Below are 17,418 nucleotides of genomic sequence, written 5' to 3' on the forward strand. Positions count from 1 at the left end.
CTATATATTTGCAGATATTATATCAGTTAAAAATTTGAAGAAATTAAATTTGCTTAAGCTAAATTTATTATTTTTTTCGGGTGCAGCCAAATAAATTACTCCCATAATATTTTCATTTTTTATTATAGGTGTTATCATTACCGAATTCCATTCCGGCATATTGGTTATGGTGTTTCTTTTTGCTATTGAGTCCCAATCCATTTGGTAAATACCGATTCCGTCTTCAGCAACTGTGTGAATCAATTGTTCGTTTATAGGATATGACTCAAAACCTATTTTTGCATTGATTTTAAAATTGATCTCATTTCTTTTTTTATTTATTGATTTACGAATAATAGCACCGCTTTCAGCTTCAAAAAATTTTACCATCTTTGATATTAAAATTTGTGATAAATCTTGTTTTTTTATATTTGTTTTTAATATATCGCATAATTCTATTGTAGCGGATATGTGTTCGCTAAAAGAGGTTTCATCAGCTATAATAACACCGGGCTGACTTATTTTCTCTCCTTTTTTATTTACTATAGACGGATTCCATATAGAGGTTTTATTTCTGCCTGTATTTTTTGAGTTGTATAACGCTTTGTCTGCATTTGAAAGCAATTCTGAAGTAGTTTTTCCATGATCGGGAAAGGTTGCAATGCCGAGGCTTATTGTAACAGCCTTGTCAAATTCGGTAAAAATTAAATTTTCTATTTTTTTTCTAAAATATTCTGATGTTTTAAAGGCTTTTTGGGAATCTGTATCAGGCAATAAGATGGTAAATTCTTCACCGCCGTATCTTCCCAGGATCTGTCCTTTATTTAAGGAATTTAAAATCGTGTGAGTGACTCTTTTGAGTACTATATCGCCGACAAGGTGTCCATAGGTATCGTTTATGCTTTTAAATTTATCCAAATCGTATAATATAAGCGAGAATTTGGAACCGGAGTTATATAAATTTTTGATACTATTTTTGAAAAACACTTCAAAGTATTTTCTTGTATAGGCTCCGGTTAATGTATCATAAGCCGCAGCTTGTTGAAAATTTTTACTTTCAACAAGCATAGTTAAAAGATTTGAATGCTTTTTACAAAAATATCTTCCTTCATGTGAAAAATTATTTATGACATTTTCCGATATAAAAATCATAAAGCCTAAAAGTTTATAATCATTAGCTCCGAAATTTCTTTTATTAACCGGAATTACCATACATGGTTTATGCAATGCGGCTTCTATCTTAGCCGTATTCTGGTATCCGAATTTTGTTATAAGCTCAAATATCTTTCTCAAATCTCCGTTATCATCTTCTTGGTTTAATATAAAGGAAGGCTCATCGGATTTTCCTATTTCTAAAAATTCATGAGAAGTTGCAATTACATTTAGGGCTAAAAATTTCATTATATCCGATACATTTTGTATATAATTGTCAGTAAAATTATTTACAATTTCAACCGATGTAGTGTGTTCATAACCTTCACTTTTTAAAAAGTTTTGTATTAATTCTTTTTTAAAATTTTTGTCTTTTTTTATTATATTTATATGTTTTAGTTTTAAAATTTCTTTCAGTTCAGCATTAGTTATCTTTCGATTATATTTTTTATCTTTTTGAGGCGGTTTTCCTTTTATAAACTCCGAAACTATATCGAAGGCTCTATTAAATTGCCAATTATTAAACAATTTTACCTTGTATTTTTCAGGAGTGTTTTTGATTATATTTGCTATTTTATTTTGAGCTTCCAGATAATATAAGATAGCCAAACTTTGTATTCCGGTTTGATAATAATAATCTGCTAACGACATATTAAGGAACAGGGTAATATTTATCAGACGCTTAGGCTTCATAAGCTGAATGTTTTCTTGTAAGATATGCTCTGATTCACCTTTGTTTAAATATGTTTTTAGATAGTGCATTCCTGACTGCTGAAAATCATATAAATCAGGCATATCTAATTTTACTATATGAGTTATCAATGGAGTAAAATCGATGTCGGGACGCTTTATTGTAGCGGTAATTACCGTATCAAAGAAATTTTTTGTAAGCTGTCTTTGATTTGTTTTAATGCTCTTTTTTACATTTATATATGAGGAAAAAATTTGTATCAGCTTAGTTATGTCAGATTTCTTTTTTTGAATTATTCTTAACGCTTCCATCATAAAATTTACCATAAATATTTTGTGATCAGGAAGATATTTTTTAAACTTTATGCTTTTCTTTAAACATGCAATTGCTTTATTATTATATCCGAATTCTTGATACATTCTTGACATGAGAGCATAAAAAATAAAGTTATATTGATATACATTTCTTTTCTTATTTTCTTTTGCCGTTTTAATATATTGTTTTCTGTATTCGTAAAATTCTTTATATCTGTTTAAGTTTTGAGTAATTTCCATAAGACTTATAATACATGAAAGTTTTAATATTGCTATGTCATTAGCAAGTATTTTTTGTTCAGCAGATTTTGCATATTCATATGCTTCTTGATTTTGCTGAATCGCACTTAGTATTCTTGCATAATTAATTATAGAAACTGTTTCAATAACTAAAAACCCGAATTTTTTTGCTAAGTTTATAACATCTTTTGTATATTGAAGCGTTTTTTCAATATTTGATTGATTGTTCCAATGCATTACCGATATATTGTACATTGCAATCAATTCTGTTTTTATATTATTAGATATGGCAGCAAGCTCTTTTGCTTTTTGGAAACATTTAAAAGCTATCTTTCTATTTTTTTGTTTATCATAAAGATATCCTAAAAATATATAAGCTTCAACTCTATAGGGGAGATATTCCGAATGATTTTTTGTCAGATTAAATATTTTATAAGTAGATTCTTTAAAATCACGGTTTTGCTGTTTTATATGATAGTACAAACACTTTGTATGCTGTAACCTCAGATTAATTATTTCTGTAGATACTTTTGCATATAGTTCGGTAAGTTTTTTTACATAAAAAAGAACTTTCTCTTCATTTAAAGTTGCATATTCATACCTTGCAGCTAAATTATAATATGAAGACAAAAGATCAAGATCTCTTATTTTCGGCAGCATTTCTTCGAGTAATGACATAGTTTCGGTTTCTTTATTTCTTATAGCCATTTGATTATACAACTCGAATATTTTTAAGAGAATGTCAAATTTTGTTTTTATGTTTTGGCCTGAAATTATTGAAGGAATTTTTTCATAAATTTTTATGACTATATCCAGATTTTTCTCCTTCATGTTTTTTTCTACGATTTCCAGACAACAAGTTAATGCAGCTTTTTTATTTCCCGATTCTTCCAAATGCCAAATAAGTTCGTTGACATCCGCATTGGGCTCTTTTTGAAGAATTTGACTTATTTTTTTGTGCCGCAATATTCTATTATCGGACGGCATAAGCCGGTATAAAATATTACGCATAATCTGATTGGTAATAGTGAACTCTTGTTTTTCCCCTGTTTTTAGAACGGTAATCAAACCTTTGTTTATAATTTTTTTTATGTTCTTATCTATCTGCGTTGAAGTCATCGGTACAATTTTATACAGATGTTCTATTTTGAAAGTGTTTTGGAATAATGAAGCTTCAAGGAGCAGTTTTTTTTCGCTTGATGAAAGAATATTTAGTTGGTTTGTTAAAGTTTCTTCAATTGATTTTGGAATTCTTTTTTGCAGCTCTTCATCGTATACATCATCCTGTATAACCCATATACCTGTGAGCATTTCTCTATGTATTGTTCCTGCATTCACAAATTCTTTTATCATTTCAATAATAAAGGAAGCACGGCCTGATGTGTACTTATAGAGTATGGGGCCGAATTCTAAAGGAGGATAGTTTAAGATCAAGATATTTTTTAGCATCTCTATTGTTTCTTCTTTTGAAAAATAATTTAGTCCAAAAGTTTCAGTTTTTTCATAATTATTTAAGATGCCTAAAAAAGACTTAAACTTAGATGACACAGGCGGAACCGATTCGTCATAAGACAAAATAACTCCCAGCCTTTCAAGTTCGGTAATTTCTGTAGCTAAGTACAAAACTGTGTCTAATATAAAGTCGTCTGCAAATTGTATGTCGTCAAGAATGAGAAATACAGGCAGCTGTCCGATTGTTTTGAAGAATAAGTTTTTAGCTTCGTTAAAAGTTTTAAATTTCATGTGATCATATTCTTTTTCGGTATTGCCTGCAAACTTACGGTCGCGAATTTGTTTTACATTTTTTATAATGTTTTCTCTCTCTTCTATGTCTTGGAGAGAATAAGAATTTAAAAATATTTTTCCTAAAAAATCATCCCAGAATTCTTCTGTTGTTGAATTTCGAAAATTATAATTAGCGTATATGTTTGTTCCTTCCAGGGCCAGGCGATATTCTGCTTCTTTTAAAAATCTTGTTTTTCCTGTTCCTTGATTGCCTTTGAGCATAAATATCGTTTTTTTAGTTTGTTTTGAAGTTATCTCATTTCTTGCCTGCAATATCATATTTATTTCTTTTTGTTTTCCAACCAGTTTAGGACGGAAAGTTATGCTGTTAAGAGGCGGAATAATATCTGCAGGATAGTTTTTATTAAGCCTATTATTTATATCTTGAATGATTTGATATATTTTATTGTTTTTACTTTTATGCTGAATATGTTTTTTTGCTATTTCATATAAGGCATTAAAAATTTCTTCATCTTTTTTATTTGATGTTTTATAAAGCGTTTTTAATTTTCCAAGGACAGATGATACACTTGTTTTAAGTTCCTCTCTTGCAAGGAGAGTAACTATAAAGGAAATAACCGTATCTGTATTTTCAGTAGTTCCCATATAATCTTTAGCTTCTTTAAACCATACCGATTGATTGTTTTCGAGCTTGGCAGATACTATATCTTTTATTCTGATTCTAAAACCTTCTGCTTCTTTGACAATCATTACATTGTCATGATTAAAGACTTCATATTCAAAGCCCATATTACTTGCATGAACGAGGCTCTGACAAACAGATACGGCTATTTTGAGAATATCTTCCATCGAACATTTTTGTACAAATTCTAAAACGGGCATTGTATGTTCAAGATGTTCGGTTGTAAAAATGTATAGGATTTCATCAGGACTCAAATGGGGCATGGAGGGATAGGCTATATATAAGCTTGAAAACCCGTAACTTTTAAGATAAAAATAATTATCTATACTGCTGATGGTAATAAAGTTATCTTTAAAAAAATCAAGATCTTCTTTTTTTAGATCTAAGGACGATACAATTTTTAAGTTTATCTTTTTGCTTTCCGACCACAGGTCTGCAGCTAAAAATTCCCGTACATAAGGGATTGAGTTGCTTATTTTTTTAATAATCTTGTATCTACTGTTGATGATTTCCATAGACTAAGCCTAATCGTGATTTAGCAAAATATAAATATATCAATTTGATAACCCTATCATTTTTTATCAAAAAAGTCTAGTACTTATAATTTTTAAAAACTTGTGTTACAATGAGCTATGCTGATTTCTGAAATACAGGGTCCTCTGATAAATATTGCAGGAGTAGGTACCGCTGCGGTCTCACAGTTAAAAAGGCTTGGAGTGGAAAATACCGGAGACCTTTTGAGGCTTTTTCCGCGGGATTGGGAAGACCGCTCAAAGATAAACATTTTTTTGGATTGGAACAGGTTTCAAAAAATTCATGTAGAAGTTACCGTTGCAGGCCATAAATGGTTCGGCTTCGGCAAGATGAAGACCTTAAAACTTATTGTATCCGACAAAAACGGAATGACGGCCTCTCTTATCTGTTTTAACCGCCCCTTTTTGGAAAAAAAGCTTTCCCATAGGAGCCCGAGCCTTTGTGTACGGCTCTTTTTACCGAAAATACGGAGAGCTTCAGTCTTCAGCATTCGAGCTTGAAAAACCCGAAAACATGCAGGCAAGGATTCTTCCGGTTTATCCGCTTACCTCGGGGCTGGGACAGGCAAAATTGCGGAAAATAATTGCTTCCGCCCTAAAAATGTACGGACAAGGCATTGATTCCGAGCTTCCCGATTCCGTTTTAAAAAAATACGGTCTTCCGCCTAAGCAGGAAGTGCTTTTTATGCTCCATGCGCCGAAATCCATGGCTGAGGTAGAAAAAGGCCGCTATGCCCTCATCTTTGAAGAGTTCTTTTTGTTTCAATATGCCATAGGGATGAGGTCGATTGAGAGGCGGGGAAGGCTTCCCAACCTTGAAGATGAAAGAAATATCGGCAAAACTGTCAAAAAAGAGCCTCTTTTAACGCCGCTTCAAAAAGCCCTCTTGGAAAGGCTTAATTTTAAGCTTACCCAAGATCAGCTTTCGGTCTGTGCCGAGATAAACGAGGATCTGGACGGCCCCAACACAATGGCCCGTCTTATGCAGGGAGATGTCGGCTCGGGGAAGACTCTTGCCGCCTTTTTAGGCTGTTTAAAGGTAATAGAGCAGGGCGGTCAGGCGGCCTTTTTAGCCCCCACAGAGCTTTTAGCCCGCCAACATGCCGAAAATGCAGCCCGCCTCTTGGAGCCCCTCGGTGTACGGCTTGCCTTTTTAACCGGGAATACCAAGGCTAAGGGAAGGAGCCGTCTTTTACAAGAGTTGCAAAAGGGAAACATCGATTTGATAATCGGTACCCACTCTCTTTTTTCGGCAGGGGTGCAGTATAAAAATTTACGCCTAGCCGTAATAGATGAACAGCACCGCTTCGGAGTTCTCCAGCGCTCGGCCATAATCCAAAAGGGAGCCGAAAGCAATGAAGAAAAACGGAATCCCCACCTTCTTATGATGAGTGCAACTCCCATTCCCCGAACCCTCGCCCTTTCTATCTTCGGCGACTTGGATATTTCGACCATAAAAACCATGCCGCCCGGAAGGAAGCCGATTATCACCTATGTTGCTGCAGAGGAGAAAGCCGAAAGGGTTTATAACTTTATCGGGCAGGAGATTTTACAAGGCCGGCAGGCTTATTTTGTATATCCTTTGATAGAAGAAAATGAAGACCTTTCCCTAAAATCAGCCGAGAGGATGTTTGAAGAATTAAAGACAGGTTTTCCCAATCATAGGTTGGCCTTAATTCACTCCAAGGTTCCGGAAGAAGAGCAAAAAAGAATTATGGAAGAATTTAGGGCAGGGAAGCTCAATATTTTGGTTGCGACCTCTGTTGTCGAGGTCGGGGTGGATGTTCCCAATGCCTCCTGCATGGTGATTGAACATGCCGACAGGTTCGGCCTTTCCGCCCTGCATCAGCTCCGCGGAAGGGTCGGGCGGGGCGACCTCCAAGCCTATTGTTTTTTGATTTACGGAAAAAAAATTACCGAGGCCGGAAGGGCCCGCCTTACTATAATGAAGGAAACAAATGACGGCTTTATAATCGCCGAGGAAGACCTAAGACTACGCGGCCCCGGAGATATAGGCGGGATTGAGCAGTCGGGTTATCACCTCGGCTTTACGATTGCAGATCCTGCCCGTGACTTTAAAATTTTGCAGGAAGCCCGCTCCGCAGCCTTTGAGCTCCTCGAACAAACTAAATTTAATAAACCTTTTGATAAGTGTTAAAACTACTGTAATTTTAAATATTTATTGTTCTTGCAAGTAGTTTGTTTTATATTTTTATGCTATAATTTAAATATGGATGTATTTGATACAGCTTATTTAAGCAATGACGGTTCATACACATTATTCTCTTTTAATAATACTCGATTAAAATTTGCAGCTCCGTATTCACTGGAAAAATATGAAAAAATTCTCTATTGGGACAGCGGCTATCTTGAGGTGTTGGCTAAATATAGTCATAACTCTCAACCGGAAGAAGAATATATTGATTTAATTCCAATATTAAAAAATTTATATATTGATGTAGAAGAATTTTTATCTTCAATTAGAAAAGTGGAGGTGCGTTATGCCTGATTTATACAAAATTGCTCATGAGGCAGATGTTATTGATAATGGTTTTGCATTTAAGAAAATCCCTGATGGAATAAAAGTTTTTAATCTAAACAATGGTTACGGTGCTGCAGTTTTTAAGTCTGATGGTACTTTGATAGAAACAAATATGGATGATATAGAAATAGCTGTTTCGAAAAAATATTTACAAAGTTGTTTAAAATACATGGAAGATTAATATGCCGAAATATTTTTCATTTAAGGTTGCAGGGTATTATTTATATTTTACATCAAAATGTATTATTGAGGCGTTTCATGTACACGCGAGTGATTATAAATTAACGGAAGAAAGTTCTGCTAAATTTTTTGTAAAAGATAATGGTGATACTGTAATTCAAAATAGAGGTATTCTGACTGATAAAGAGTTAAGGAAGATACAAGAGTTTATCAAAGAAAAATATATTCAAATGTACGAAAAATGGTGTGAGTACAGTTATGAAAGTTTTTATGATGGAAAATAAGTTCTAACACCAACCTTCAAAGCTGACACAGCGGCAAGCCGCTGCTGTAAAACGGCTTTTTACAATTTTGAAAGCTGGTTGATAAGTCCCGCCATGTCCTTAGGATAATCTGCTCTTATTTCTATTTTTTCCCTGCTTATGGGATGAAAGAATTTTAGCGAGTGAGCATGGAGGGCTAATCGCGAGATTATGGGACGCTCTTCATATTTATCGCCCCTCCAATTCTTTTTTAAGGCTGATATGTAGACAGGCTCTCCGTTTCCGTAAAGACTATCGCATAGGATTGGGAGTCCCAGATGTTTTAGGTGTGCCCTTATTTGATGAGTTCGGCCTGTTATGGGACGGGCTTCCAAGAGGGAAAAGCGGCCTAATTTTTTTAAAAGAGAGAATTCGGTTAAGGAATCTTTTCCTTTTTTTTCGTCTATGAGGGTGCGGTGCATCTTATCTCCGTCTATTTTTAATCTTGCTTCGCTTTTAAAATTTTCTTCTCGAGGGCAGCCGGCCGATACTGCATGATAGATTTTTTCTATTTTGCGGTTTTGAAAATTGTCGTTTAAGATTTTATGAGCTTCTGCATTTAGGGCATAGATTATGAGGCCGGAAGTGTCCTTGTCAAGCCGATGAACGGGATAAATTTTCGAGTTACAAATTTTTGAGCCTTGTTCTTTTTTTAAAAGAGCTTCTTCAAGTATCTTATCGAGGCGGGGAGCTTCGCTGTCCCAGCGGTCGGCTGTTACAAGAAGGCCTGCACTCTTATTTACGATTATGAGGTCTTTATCTTCATAGACTATTTCATAAAGCTTTTTTTTCATTATAATTCCAAGCTTGTGATTTTAAGCTTATGTTTTTTTATCTTGTTTTATGTTAAGAAAGTACAGGAATCTTTCCGTAAAACAAACTTATAGTGTTATCGGCTGAAAGCAAAACTTCTTCTTTTGTATCGCCGTCCGATTCAAAAATAATCAGGTCCAATTTATCAAGATTGAATTTGTCTTTCTGAGAAAATGATTTGCTATTAACGGCTTCTACATTAAGCAGGGCTTTAGCATTGTACGAAAAGATCCAGCCGATTTCTCCCTTTGATACCGAAAACTTTAAAATAGAATTTTTGTTTAAGGCAAAATTTTTCACTTCAGTTTGTATGCCTTCTTTTACCATGAGATTAAAATCCCTAACCCTTCCCATGCTGACTGTTTTTGCCCCGCCGTCAAAGGCGTAGACCTCGTAGGGCTTGAGCTTGGTGAAGTTTTTTTCGTCATGGCTTATTTTTAAGTCTCCGTTTAAGGGTGAAATAAAACGGAAAAACCCCGGAAGGGGAGTGAAGTCCGACCTATCCAAATCGACTGTAGCGGAGCTTAAGCGGAACAAAAAATTTCTTTTTTGATAATCGGCTTCACGCGGATAAATAAAAAGTTCCGTCGTAGTGCCTCCGCTCCAGTTTGAAGTTTTAAAATCTTTTTCGCCGTAATGTGTAATTTTCATAATTTAAATCCTTTTTGAGATTAAGGACAAAATCTCGTCCTTTCCCGTTTTTTTTGCAGCAGAGCTTATGATGATGAGCTCTTCGTCAAAGTTAAAGAAGGCGGTCCAAGCCTGCTTTGCCTTTATCTGATCGTTCTTACCTATCTTATCGGCTTTAGTGCCCACAATTATAACTTCAATATCCAGCTTGTTGAAAAAATTGATGCTTTCTTTTTCGGTTTCTGTAGGTTCCCTCCTCATGTCCATCAAAAAAAAGATGGTTTTTAAGAGGGGGCGGTTTGTACAATACTCGTAGAGCATCTTGTCGATTTGCAAGGTCATTCCGCCTGAAAGTTTTGCATAGCCGTAGCCCGGAAGGTCTGTCAGCACAAACATGTCCTTAGGGGGCTGCCCTGAAAACTTTTTGGTCTTGGGGTTAAAATTTAAAGAAGCAGGACGGTTTACCAAAAAGAAGTTTACCTCCCTTGTCATTCCGGGGCGGGAGCCTGTCTTGACCAAATTTTTTCTGTTGACAAGCATGTTTATCAAGCTCGACTTCCCTGCATTGGAACGCCCGAAAAAGGCAAATTCGGAAACTCCTATTTCGGGAAACTGCTCTGCCTTGACGGCTCCCTTTATAAATTCCGCATTTATAATCTTCATAGAAGTTCCGAAAAGGCCTTGAGGGCCGGGGGCATATCCTTTGAAAGCACCTTTTTTGCAAGGGTTTTGCCGAGCTGAACTCCCTCTTGGTCGAAGCTGTTGAGGTTCCAGATAAAGCCTTGGAACATCACCTTGTTTTCGTAGTGTGCAAGGAGGGCACCGAGGTTTTCGGGGTTAAGCTCGTCTCCGTAGATTAAACTTGCCGGGCGGTTGCCTGCAAAGTCCTTGTTTTTGTTTTCATCGGTTTTACCCGCTGCAAAGGCCATTATTTGGGCTGCCAAATTTGCATTGAGCTTTTGCATATTGGTAGAACCCTCGCTTTCGACATCGAGGCCGATTTGGCTTTTTTTAAAGCCGATAAACTGCAAGGGGATTATATCGCTTCCCTGATGAAGGAGCTGATAAAAAGAATGTTGTCCGTTTGTGCCGGGTTCTCCGAAAATTACGGGGCCCGTTTTATAGGAAATTTTTTCGCCTGAGCGGTTTACGGTTTTTCCGTTCGATTCCATGTCCAGCTGCTGGAGGTGGGCAGGGAAGCGGGAAAGGGCCTGACTATAGGGCAGGATGGCCGTCGCCGAATAAGCTAAAATGTTTCTTTCGTAAACACCGAGGAGGGCATCTAAGAGGCTTGCATTTTCTTTTATGTTTTTGTTTAAAGAAAGCTTATCCCCTTCTGCAGCCCCTTTTAAAAAAAGACTCTACCGTTTCCATGCCGAAGGCGAGGGCGAGTACTGCCGCTCCGCAAACCGAGGTGGAAGAATATCTTCCTCCTATAAAATCATCCATATAAAAGGAAGTAAGATAATCGGGGTTATTTGCAAGCGGGCTTGTTTCGCTTGTAACGGCAAGCATCTGCTTTTTGCTGTCAAGGCCGTTTTTTTCGAGAACGGATTTTACAAACCTTTCGTTTGCAAGTGTTTCTTGAGTTGTTCCGCTTTTTGAAACGAGGATAAAAAGGGAGCTTGCAAGATCGATGGAATTTAAAACCTCGGCTGCATCATCGGGATCCACATTGGAAATAAAGTGAGCCTTCATTTTATGTTTGCCGGTTGCCTTTGCCCAATTTTTTAAGGCTATGTACATGGCTCTCGGCCCTAAGTCGGAGCCGCCTATGCCGATTTGGACAACATCGGTAAAGGTCTTACCTGTAGAAGTTTTAATCTTTCCCGAATGAATGTCTTTAGAAAATTCTTTTATTTTTGCAAGCTCGTTGAGGTAAAAGCTCCTCATGTTTAAACCCTTATAAACCACATCGTTTTTTAGTTGGCCGCGGGTCAGCTGATGGAGAACCATACGGTTTTCGCCTGTGTTTATAAAATCCCCGTTGAGCAAGAGCTCATATTTTTCGATTAGTTTTTGTTCATCGGATAGAGCTTGCAAGGCTTTAAGGATTTCTTCATTTACGGGCTTAGCCGCATAATTGTATTTAAGGTTTCCGCCCATTTTGACCTGATAAGAGGTAACCCTTTCGCATGAATTTTCTTTATTGAAAATATCTGCTAAGTTTAAGTTTTTAGCCTGTTCTTTATGAACTTCCTGCAATTTTGTAAAAGATTTACAAGTATTTAAATTTTTCCATTCCATAAATTCTATTCTAACCTTTTTTTCTAAAAAAAACAACTCGTTGGTAAAAGCGTACTTTTGCCTATTGACAAAAAAGGATTAAAGCTACATCATATAGGATATGAAGTTATCTAATGTTTTTACATCATCGCGTCTGGTGCTGGCTCCTCTTATTTATGTTTTGTATTTTTTGCCTGAGTGGCTTCCTTTTATAAATCCTAAAATTACCATTCTTATTATTATTCCGATTTTTATTTTTATGGAATTTACCGATTTTTTGGACGGCTACTATGCAAGGCAGCGTAATCAGGTGGATGAATTCGGAAAAATATTCGACCCCTTCGCCGATGTCGTTGCAAATGTGACGGTTTTATTTTGTTTTTTGATGGACGGCCTTTTATTTGCTCCCTTCTTTTTAATTATAGTTTACCGCGAATTCGGAATCATGTTTTTGAGGATGAAGGCCCGCGGAGAAGGTATGACAATAGGGGCAAAGATGGGCGGAAAGACAAAGACTGTGCTTTATATCGTAGCTGCAAGTGTTTCAATGTTTTTAAAGCTTGAGCAGATTTATGTATTTTTACCGCCGGCTCTTACCCGTTACGTTACCTATTTTAACTGGCTTCTTTATTTTGCAGCCGTTATCTTGTCGCTTGCATCATTTGCAGATTATCTTACTTCATATTTAAACACAAGGAGGGAAAATGATGAATAATCAGGACGAATTCAAATTTGAAATTACAAAGAATTACGGTACTATCTCGGAAGGAAAGGGCGGTTGGAACACCGAACTTAACGAGGTTTCATGGAACGGGAGAGATCCGAAATTCGATATAAGGTCTTGGTCCCCCGATCACCAAAAAATGGGGAAGGGGATAACTCTTACAAGGGATGAGCTTATAGCTTTAAAAAAGCTTTTGGACGAGGCCGGGATATAGATTATACGTTTTATAAAAGTCTTTCGGTTTTCCAATCTTTAATCGTTCTCAATCTTTCATTGAAAGAAGTTACGATTGCAAATATTTTTTTACCGCTTGGTTTATATTTTTCGCTATAATTGTTTTCTTTTATTTGTAAAATAGCATCTTCAGAGGATGCTTCTTTACTTAATTTTAATTCAAAAAGATAAACGGCATCTTGGGTTTGTACTACACAATCAGCTCTTCCGGCTGAGGAATGGACTTCTGTTTCTACAAATTGATTCATGAGGGCAAATATTAGATATATTGCAGCCTGATAATTTTGTTCTCGTAAGTTCAAATTTTTTTCCGAAAAATTATCGTATGGAATGCCTGATATAATTGATTTTAGATTTTGCATAAATCCGTCGATATTTGCATTTTGTATATCTTCGACAAAATTCCATACGGAAATTCCTGTCCGGTCTTGAGGGATAGACGTATAGGCAGGCAGCAAGTTATTAAGAAAACCGTATCTTACCTCATCATTAGGGAATCCAAGGGTATATAATTTGCTTTCCGTATTATAATCTTTTATAGTAAGATACCCTGTTTGAAAGAGAATAGGAACAGGCTGGGCGAACTCTGCCCTATAACTGTTTAAGCCGGCCTCGTCCATCCTAACCTTACCGTCGAGGTCAGGGATATTATAGCGGGCTTTTTTTATAAAATCAATTAAAAAGGCCGGAGTGCCGGTTGTAAACCAAAAATTTTTTAACTCGCCGGAACTGAAAGCATTTAAGAGACTGAAAGGATTATACACACCCTTAGACTTTTCATTGAATCTGTAACCGTCATATTTTTGTTTAAGTGTTAGTAAGGCCTTATCAATACTAATGGAGCCGTTTTCAGTAAGGTTTTCAATCTCCGGTTTAAAATTATCTTCAAGTTCTTCTTGAGAGATTCCGCATATTTCACCGTAGTTATAAAGCATACTGATATCTTGTAAATTATTTAAATCACTAAATACGCTTATCTTGCTGAATTTTGTGACACCGGTTAAAAAAGCAAAACGCAGATATTTATCTGAGGATTTAATTACGGTAAAAAAAGCTTTTAGGATATTTCTATAGTCTTCGTTTAAAGTTTCATTTTTATTCATAGTTTGTAAGAGAGGCTTGTCGTATTCGTCTACGAGAATTACTACTTGTTTTCCGGTTTTTATGTAAGCTCGTTTTATGATGCCCTCGAATCTTTGTGCAAAGGTTTTTTCTTCAATGTTTTTCCCGTAAACCTCTTCGCCGTATGATAAAAATAAATTCAGCCTGCTGGTTAAGTCTTTTAAATCGTTATATACTTCGGCATTTAAATCCAGATAAAATACAGGGTAGGTTTGCCAAATTTCTCTGGAACAGGCTTCGGCTTCTTCAAGTTTTTCTATAGCCAAGTCCTTAAACAGCTCTTTTTTTCCTAAAAAATAGGCTTCCAATGTGGAAAGAAAAAGACTTTTTCCAAAGCGGCGCGGACGGCTTAAAAAAATAAGAAGAGGGAGTACGGGAAAGTTTCCACACAAATTGAGTTTTATCTATGTAAACACAATTTTCATTTCTCAGTTTTTCAAAATTTTGAATTCCAAGCGGTAATTTTCTATCGGAAATCATAGCTCACCCCTCTTTTTTATAAGCCTCGACAGCCAGGCGGTCGCAGGCCTCGTTTAGAGGATTGCCCGCGTGGCCTCTTACCCAAACCCATTCCGGTTTAACCGATAATGAAAGGGCATCCAGCTCCTGCCAAAGGTCTTGATTTTTTACAGGCTGTTTGGAGGCAGTTTTCCAATTATTTTTTTTCCAGTTGAAGATCCACGAGCTTATGCCCTGCTGTACGTATTGGGAATCGGTATGGACTGAAATGCTTTTATAGGCTGCAATTCCGCTGGATTGACCGCTTAAATCTGCACCTTTTATTTTTTGCAGAGCTCGTATGACTGCCGTAAGTTCCATGCGGTTATTGGTGGTCAGCTTTTCGCCTCCGCTTGCCCTGCATATTTCTTCCTTTGAATCCTTATTTATGATTATATAGGCCCAGCCTCCGGGGCCGGGATTTTTGGAGCAGGCTCCGTCAGTGTATATTTCGATATTCATTTTTTCTTCCTTGTTATCTTTAACATAATTTCTGCCTGTGAAAAACTTCCTGTATTTTTGATAGATTCTGAGTATTTCTTCTTGAGTTTCCTCCCAGCCGAGGCAGGGGTCGGTTATGGATTTTCCGTATTCGCTGCCTTCCCTTGCTTTTTTCGATAGAGGTTTTGCCCTCTTGGATAAAACTTTCAATCATGCAGCCTCTTATATAGCCTAGAGGCTTATATTTATCGAAGCGGAGTTTTAAGCTTTCTTCCAAAATGCTTATCTGTTTTTTCGGATCCTTTCCCGAATTCCCGTGCGAACAATCTATTACTATGCTCGGCTCCAATTCTTTTTCTTTCATGAGAGAAGCGGCGTTTACTAAATCTTCTCTAGTATAATTGGGTTTTGAAATACCTCCCCTTAAAACCAAGTGTGTATCGAGATTTCCGGTAGTGTGGAGTATTGCGGAAAGGCCGTTTCGGGCAATGCCCACAAAGGCATGGGGCAGGCGGGAAACAATTACTCCGTTTACTGCTGCCGTTATATCTCCATAAGTCGTATTTTTAAAGCCGACCGGCATCGAAAGCCCTGAGGCGATTTCCCTGTGGATCTGACTTTCGGCCGAGCGTGCCCCTATCGATGCCCAGCTTACAAGGTCGGCAATGTATTGCGGAATCATAGGATCTACCATTTCGGAGGCTGCAGGAATTCCGATTTCGGCAAGTTTAATCAAAAATTTTCTCGACTTTTGAATGCCTCCTTCAATGTTTATAAAGCCGTCAAGTTCCGGCTCTACAATGAGGCCCCTCCAGCCTAAAACCGTTCTGGGTTTTTCAAAGTAGGTGCGCATTATAATATAGAAAGAATCTGCACATTTCTTTTTTAGCTCTAAAAGACGCATTGCATAATCTTCTGCGGCTTTTGTGTCGTGGATGGAACAGGGGCCGACTATGAGTAAAAAGCGCCTATCCTTTCCGCTTATTATATCGCTGATAGTTTTTCGGGCATCGGCTATAAAAGAATAAAGTTTATCGGAAGCAGGGATTTTTTCTACCATTTCTGCCGGAGAACTTATGCAGTGAATCCTCTCGATACGGAGGTCAACAAGGTCTTTTATCATATTTAAAAACTCATCTTTTTTACTTCTCTTTGTGCATAGGCTTCTTCCAAAAGGCCGTCTATTTCCATTCTTTCAAAAATTTCGGCTGCATCTTTTAGGTTTGAGTGTAAAATCGGGTGCTTGGGCGAAAACATTACGCAGCAATCTTCGTATGGTAAGATTGAGGTTTCATAGGTTCCGATTTCCTTGGCCTGTATCGTGATTTCTTCCTTATCGAGGCCTATGAGCGGCCTGAAAACAGGAAGTTCCGCATAGGAATTGGTAACTGTCAAGTTTTCGACAGTTTGGCTTGCAACCTGAGCAAGGCTTTCCCCGGTAATAAGGCATTTGGCATTTATGCCTTTAGCCGTCATATTCGCTATCTTCATCATGCAGATTCTCATCATTAAGGTGAGATAGGCTTCGGGGCTTTTTTCTCTGATTTGCTGCTGAACCTTTGTAAAAGGAATTATATTTAAGTATCCGCCGAGGCCGTAGCCGGCTAAAATTTCGGCAAGTTTTTCAACCTTAGCTTGAGCTTCGGGCGAGGTATAAGGATGAGAATGAAAGTAAAGATAATCGAGCTTCATTCCGCGGGTAAGCATCTTAAATCCTGCAACTGGGGAGTCAATCCCTCCCGAAAGGAGTAAAAGACCCCTTCCCGAACAGCCGCATGGAAGACCTCTCCGCCCCTTGTGTTGGAGGCCGTAGATAAAGGCTTTTTCTCTTACCTCGATTGTGATTACAATGTCGGGATTATGAACATCGGTTTTTAAGATTCCTTGCATGTGGATTACGCCGCCGACCTCTCTTGAAATTTCGTAAGAGGTGAGGGGGAAGTTTTTTTCTCCGCGGCGGGATTCTATTTTAAATGTTTTTGCCCCGGCATCCCTTGCCCTTATGGCTTCGGCCTTGGCTGTCTCGGTGATCGCTTCAATAGTTTTTTCGGCGGGAAGGGCTTGGGCCCAGCCCGTAATGCCTATGAGTTTATTTAAGGCTTCTTCGGTTTTTTCTTTAAATTCGGGTTTAACGCTTACATACATTCTTCCGGCCCGCACGCGTATATTGGGCTTCGCTCCGGATAAATAGCTGCGTAAATTCTGCGAAAGCCGCATTTCAAAATCTTTTAAATTCCCTTTTTTTAGGTTAATTTCGCCTATTTTTGCAAGATAGAAAAGTTCCATATTTTTATATTTTAGCTTAAAAATGCAAAAAAGTCCATCAGGGGGAATAGATAATAAATTACCGATAATAATTTATCCTCGTA

At 37.2% G+C, this 17,418-nt stretch carries 11 protein-coding genes and 4 pseudogenes; 6 read left to right on the plus strand and 9 right to left on the minus strand.

What is annotated here, in order from left to right:
* The gene (locus E4O00_RS00910) at positions 1–5,319 is read right to left on the minus strand and encodes a diguanylate cyclase (protein WP_253678122.1); all 5,319 of its coding nucleotides are present in this window, start codon (positions 5,317–5,319) and stop codon (positions 1–3) included.
* Positions 5,320–5,436: 117 nt separating this feature from the next.
* Here E4O00_RS00910 and recG point away from each other — a divergent pair.
* The 4 genes and pseudogenes from recG (at position 5,437) to E4O00_RS00930 (ending at position 8,343) form a co-directional block, all read left to right on the plus strand.
* A pseudogene (recG, locus tag E4O00_RS00915) lies at positions 5,437–7,495 on the plus strand (ATP-dependent DNA helicase RecG).
* Between the two features lie 72 nt (positions 7,496–7,567).
* Positions 7,568–7,846, plus strand: coding sequence for a DUF7724 family protein (locus E4O00_RS00920; RefSeq protein ID WP_253678123.1), 279 nt, complete (start codon positions 7,568–7,570; stop codon positions 7,844–7,846).
* Entirely contained in the window at positions 7,839–8,060 is a 222-nt protein-coding gene (locus E4O00_RS00925) for a DUF7723 family protein (RefSeq protein ID WP_253678124.1), read from the plus strand. The genes E4O00_RS00920 and E4O00_RS00925 overlap by 8 nt, the downstream gene beginning before the upstream one ends.
* Position 8,061: 1 nt before the next feature.
* Positions 8,062–8,343 carry a DUF4160 domain-containing protein gene (locus E4O00_RS00930; protein WP_253678125.1) on the plus strand — a complete coding sequence of 94 codons (282 nt, stop codon included), beginning with the start codon at positions 8,062–8,064 and terminating at the stop codon, positions 8,341–8,343.
* A gap of 59 nt (positions 8,344–8,402) precedes the next feature.
* Here the strand turns inward: E4O00_RS00930 and E4O00_RS00935 are convergent, their stop codons facing one another.
* The 4 genes and pseudogenes from E4O00_RS00935 to E4O00_RS00950 form a co-directional block, all read right to left on the minus strand.
* Complete coding sequence (locus E4O00_RS00935) at positions 8,403–9,155, minus strand: RluA family pseudouridine synthase (protein WP_253678126.1); 753 nt, start codon at positions 9,153–9,155, stop codon at positions 8,403–8,405.
* Between the two features lie 52 nt (positions 9,156–9,207).
* The gene (locus E4O00_RS00940) at positions 9,208–9,825 is read right to left on the minus strand and encodes a HutD family protein (protein WP_253678127.1); all 618 of its coding nucleotides are present in this window, start codon (positions 9,823–9,825) and stop codon (positions 9,208–9,210) included.
* Between the two features lie 3 nt (positions 9,826–9,828).
* Positions 9,829–10,467, minus strand: a complete 639-nt coding sequence (yihA, locus tag E4O00_RS00945) for a ribosome biogenesis GTP-binding protein YihA/YsxC (protein WP_253678128.1) — start codon at positions 10,465–10,467, stop codon at positions 9,829–9,831.
* Positions 10,464–12,051, minus strand: a pseudogene (locus tag E4O00_RS00950) (glucose-6-phosphate isomerase). The gene yihA and the pseudogene E4O00_RS00950 overlap by 4 nt, the downstream one beginning before the upstream one ends.
* Before the next feature lie 100 nt (positions 12,052–12,151).
* On the opposite strand from E4O00_RS00950, the gene pgsA reads away from it, so the two are divergent.
* Together pgsA and E4O00_RS00960 are read left to right on the plus strand one after the other, a co-directional pair.
* Positions 12,152–12,745 (plus strand): CDP-diacylglycerol--glycerol-3-phosphate 3-phosphatidyltransferase, encoded by a 594-nt coding sequence (gene pgsA / locus E4O00_RS00955; RefSeq protein ID WP_253678129.1) that lies wholly within the window; start codon positions 12,152–12,154, stop codon positions 12,743–12,745.
* Positions 12,738–12,968 carry a YdbC family protein gene (locus tag E4O00_RS00960; RefSeq protein WP_253679766.1) on the plus strand — a complete coding sequence of 77 codons (231 nt, stop codon included), beginning with the start codon at positions 12,738–12,740 and terminating at the stop codon, positions 12,966–12,968. The genes pgsA and E4O00_RS00960 overlap by 8 nt, the downstream gene beginning before the upstream one ends.
* 10 nt (positions 12,969–12,978) lie before the next feature.
* On the opposite strand, the pseudogene E4O00_RS00965 reads toward E4O00_RS00960, so the two are convergent.
* The 4 genes and pseudogenes from E4O00_RS00965 to thiI all read right to left on the minus strand — a co-directional run bounded on the left by E4O00_RS00965 (position 12,979) and on the right by thiI (position 17,335).
* A pseudogene (locus E4O00_RS00965) lies at positions 12,979–14,590 on the minus strand (AAA family ATPase).
* A gap of 3 nt (positions 14,591–14,593) precedes the next feature.
* Positions 14,594–15,070, minus strand: a complete 477-nt coding sequence (gene rnhA / locus E4O00_RS00970) for a ribonuclease HI (RefSeq protein ID WP_253679768.1) — start codon at positions 15,068–15,070, stop codon at positions 14,594–14,596.
* Positions 15,071–15,115: 45 nt separating this feature from the next.
* Positions 15,116–16,172 (minus strand): annotated as a pseudogene (locus E4O00_RS00975) (3-deoxy-7-phosphoheptulonate synthase); the annotation flags it as partial.
* A 2-nt stretch (positions 16,173–16,174) separates the two neighbouring features.
* A complete protein-coding gene (gene thiI / locus E4O00_RS00980) occupies positions 16,175–17,335 on the minus strand; it encodes a tRNA uracil 4-sulfurtransferase ThiI (protein ID WP_253678130.1) in 1,161 nt (386 codons plus the stop codon).
* Between the last annotated feature and the right edge of the window lie 83 nt (positions 17,336–17,418).

This window comes from Treponema sp. OMZ 788, assembly GCF_024181245.1.
Taxonomy (GTDB): Bacteria; Spirochaetota; Spirochaetia; order Treponematales; family Treponemataceae; genus Treponema_B.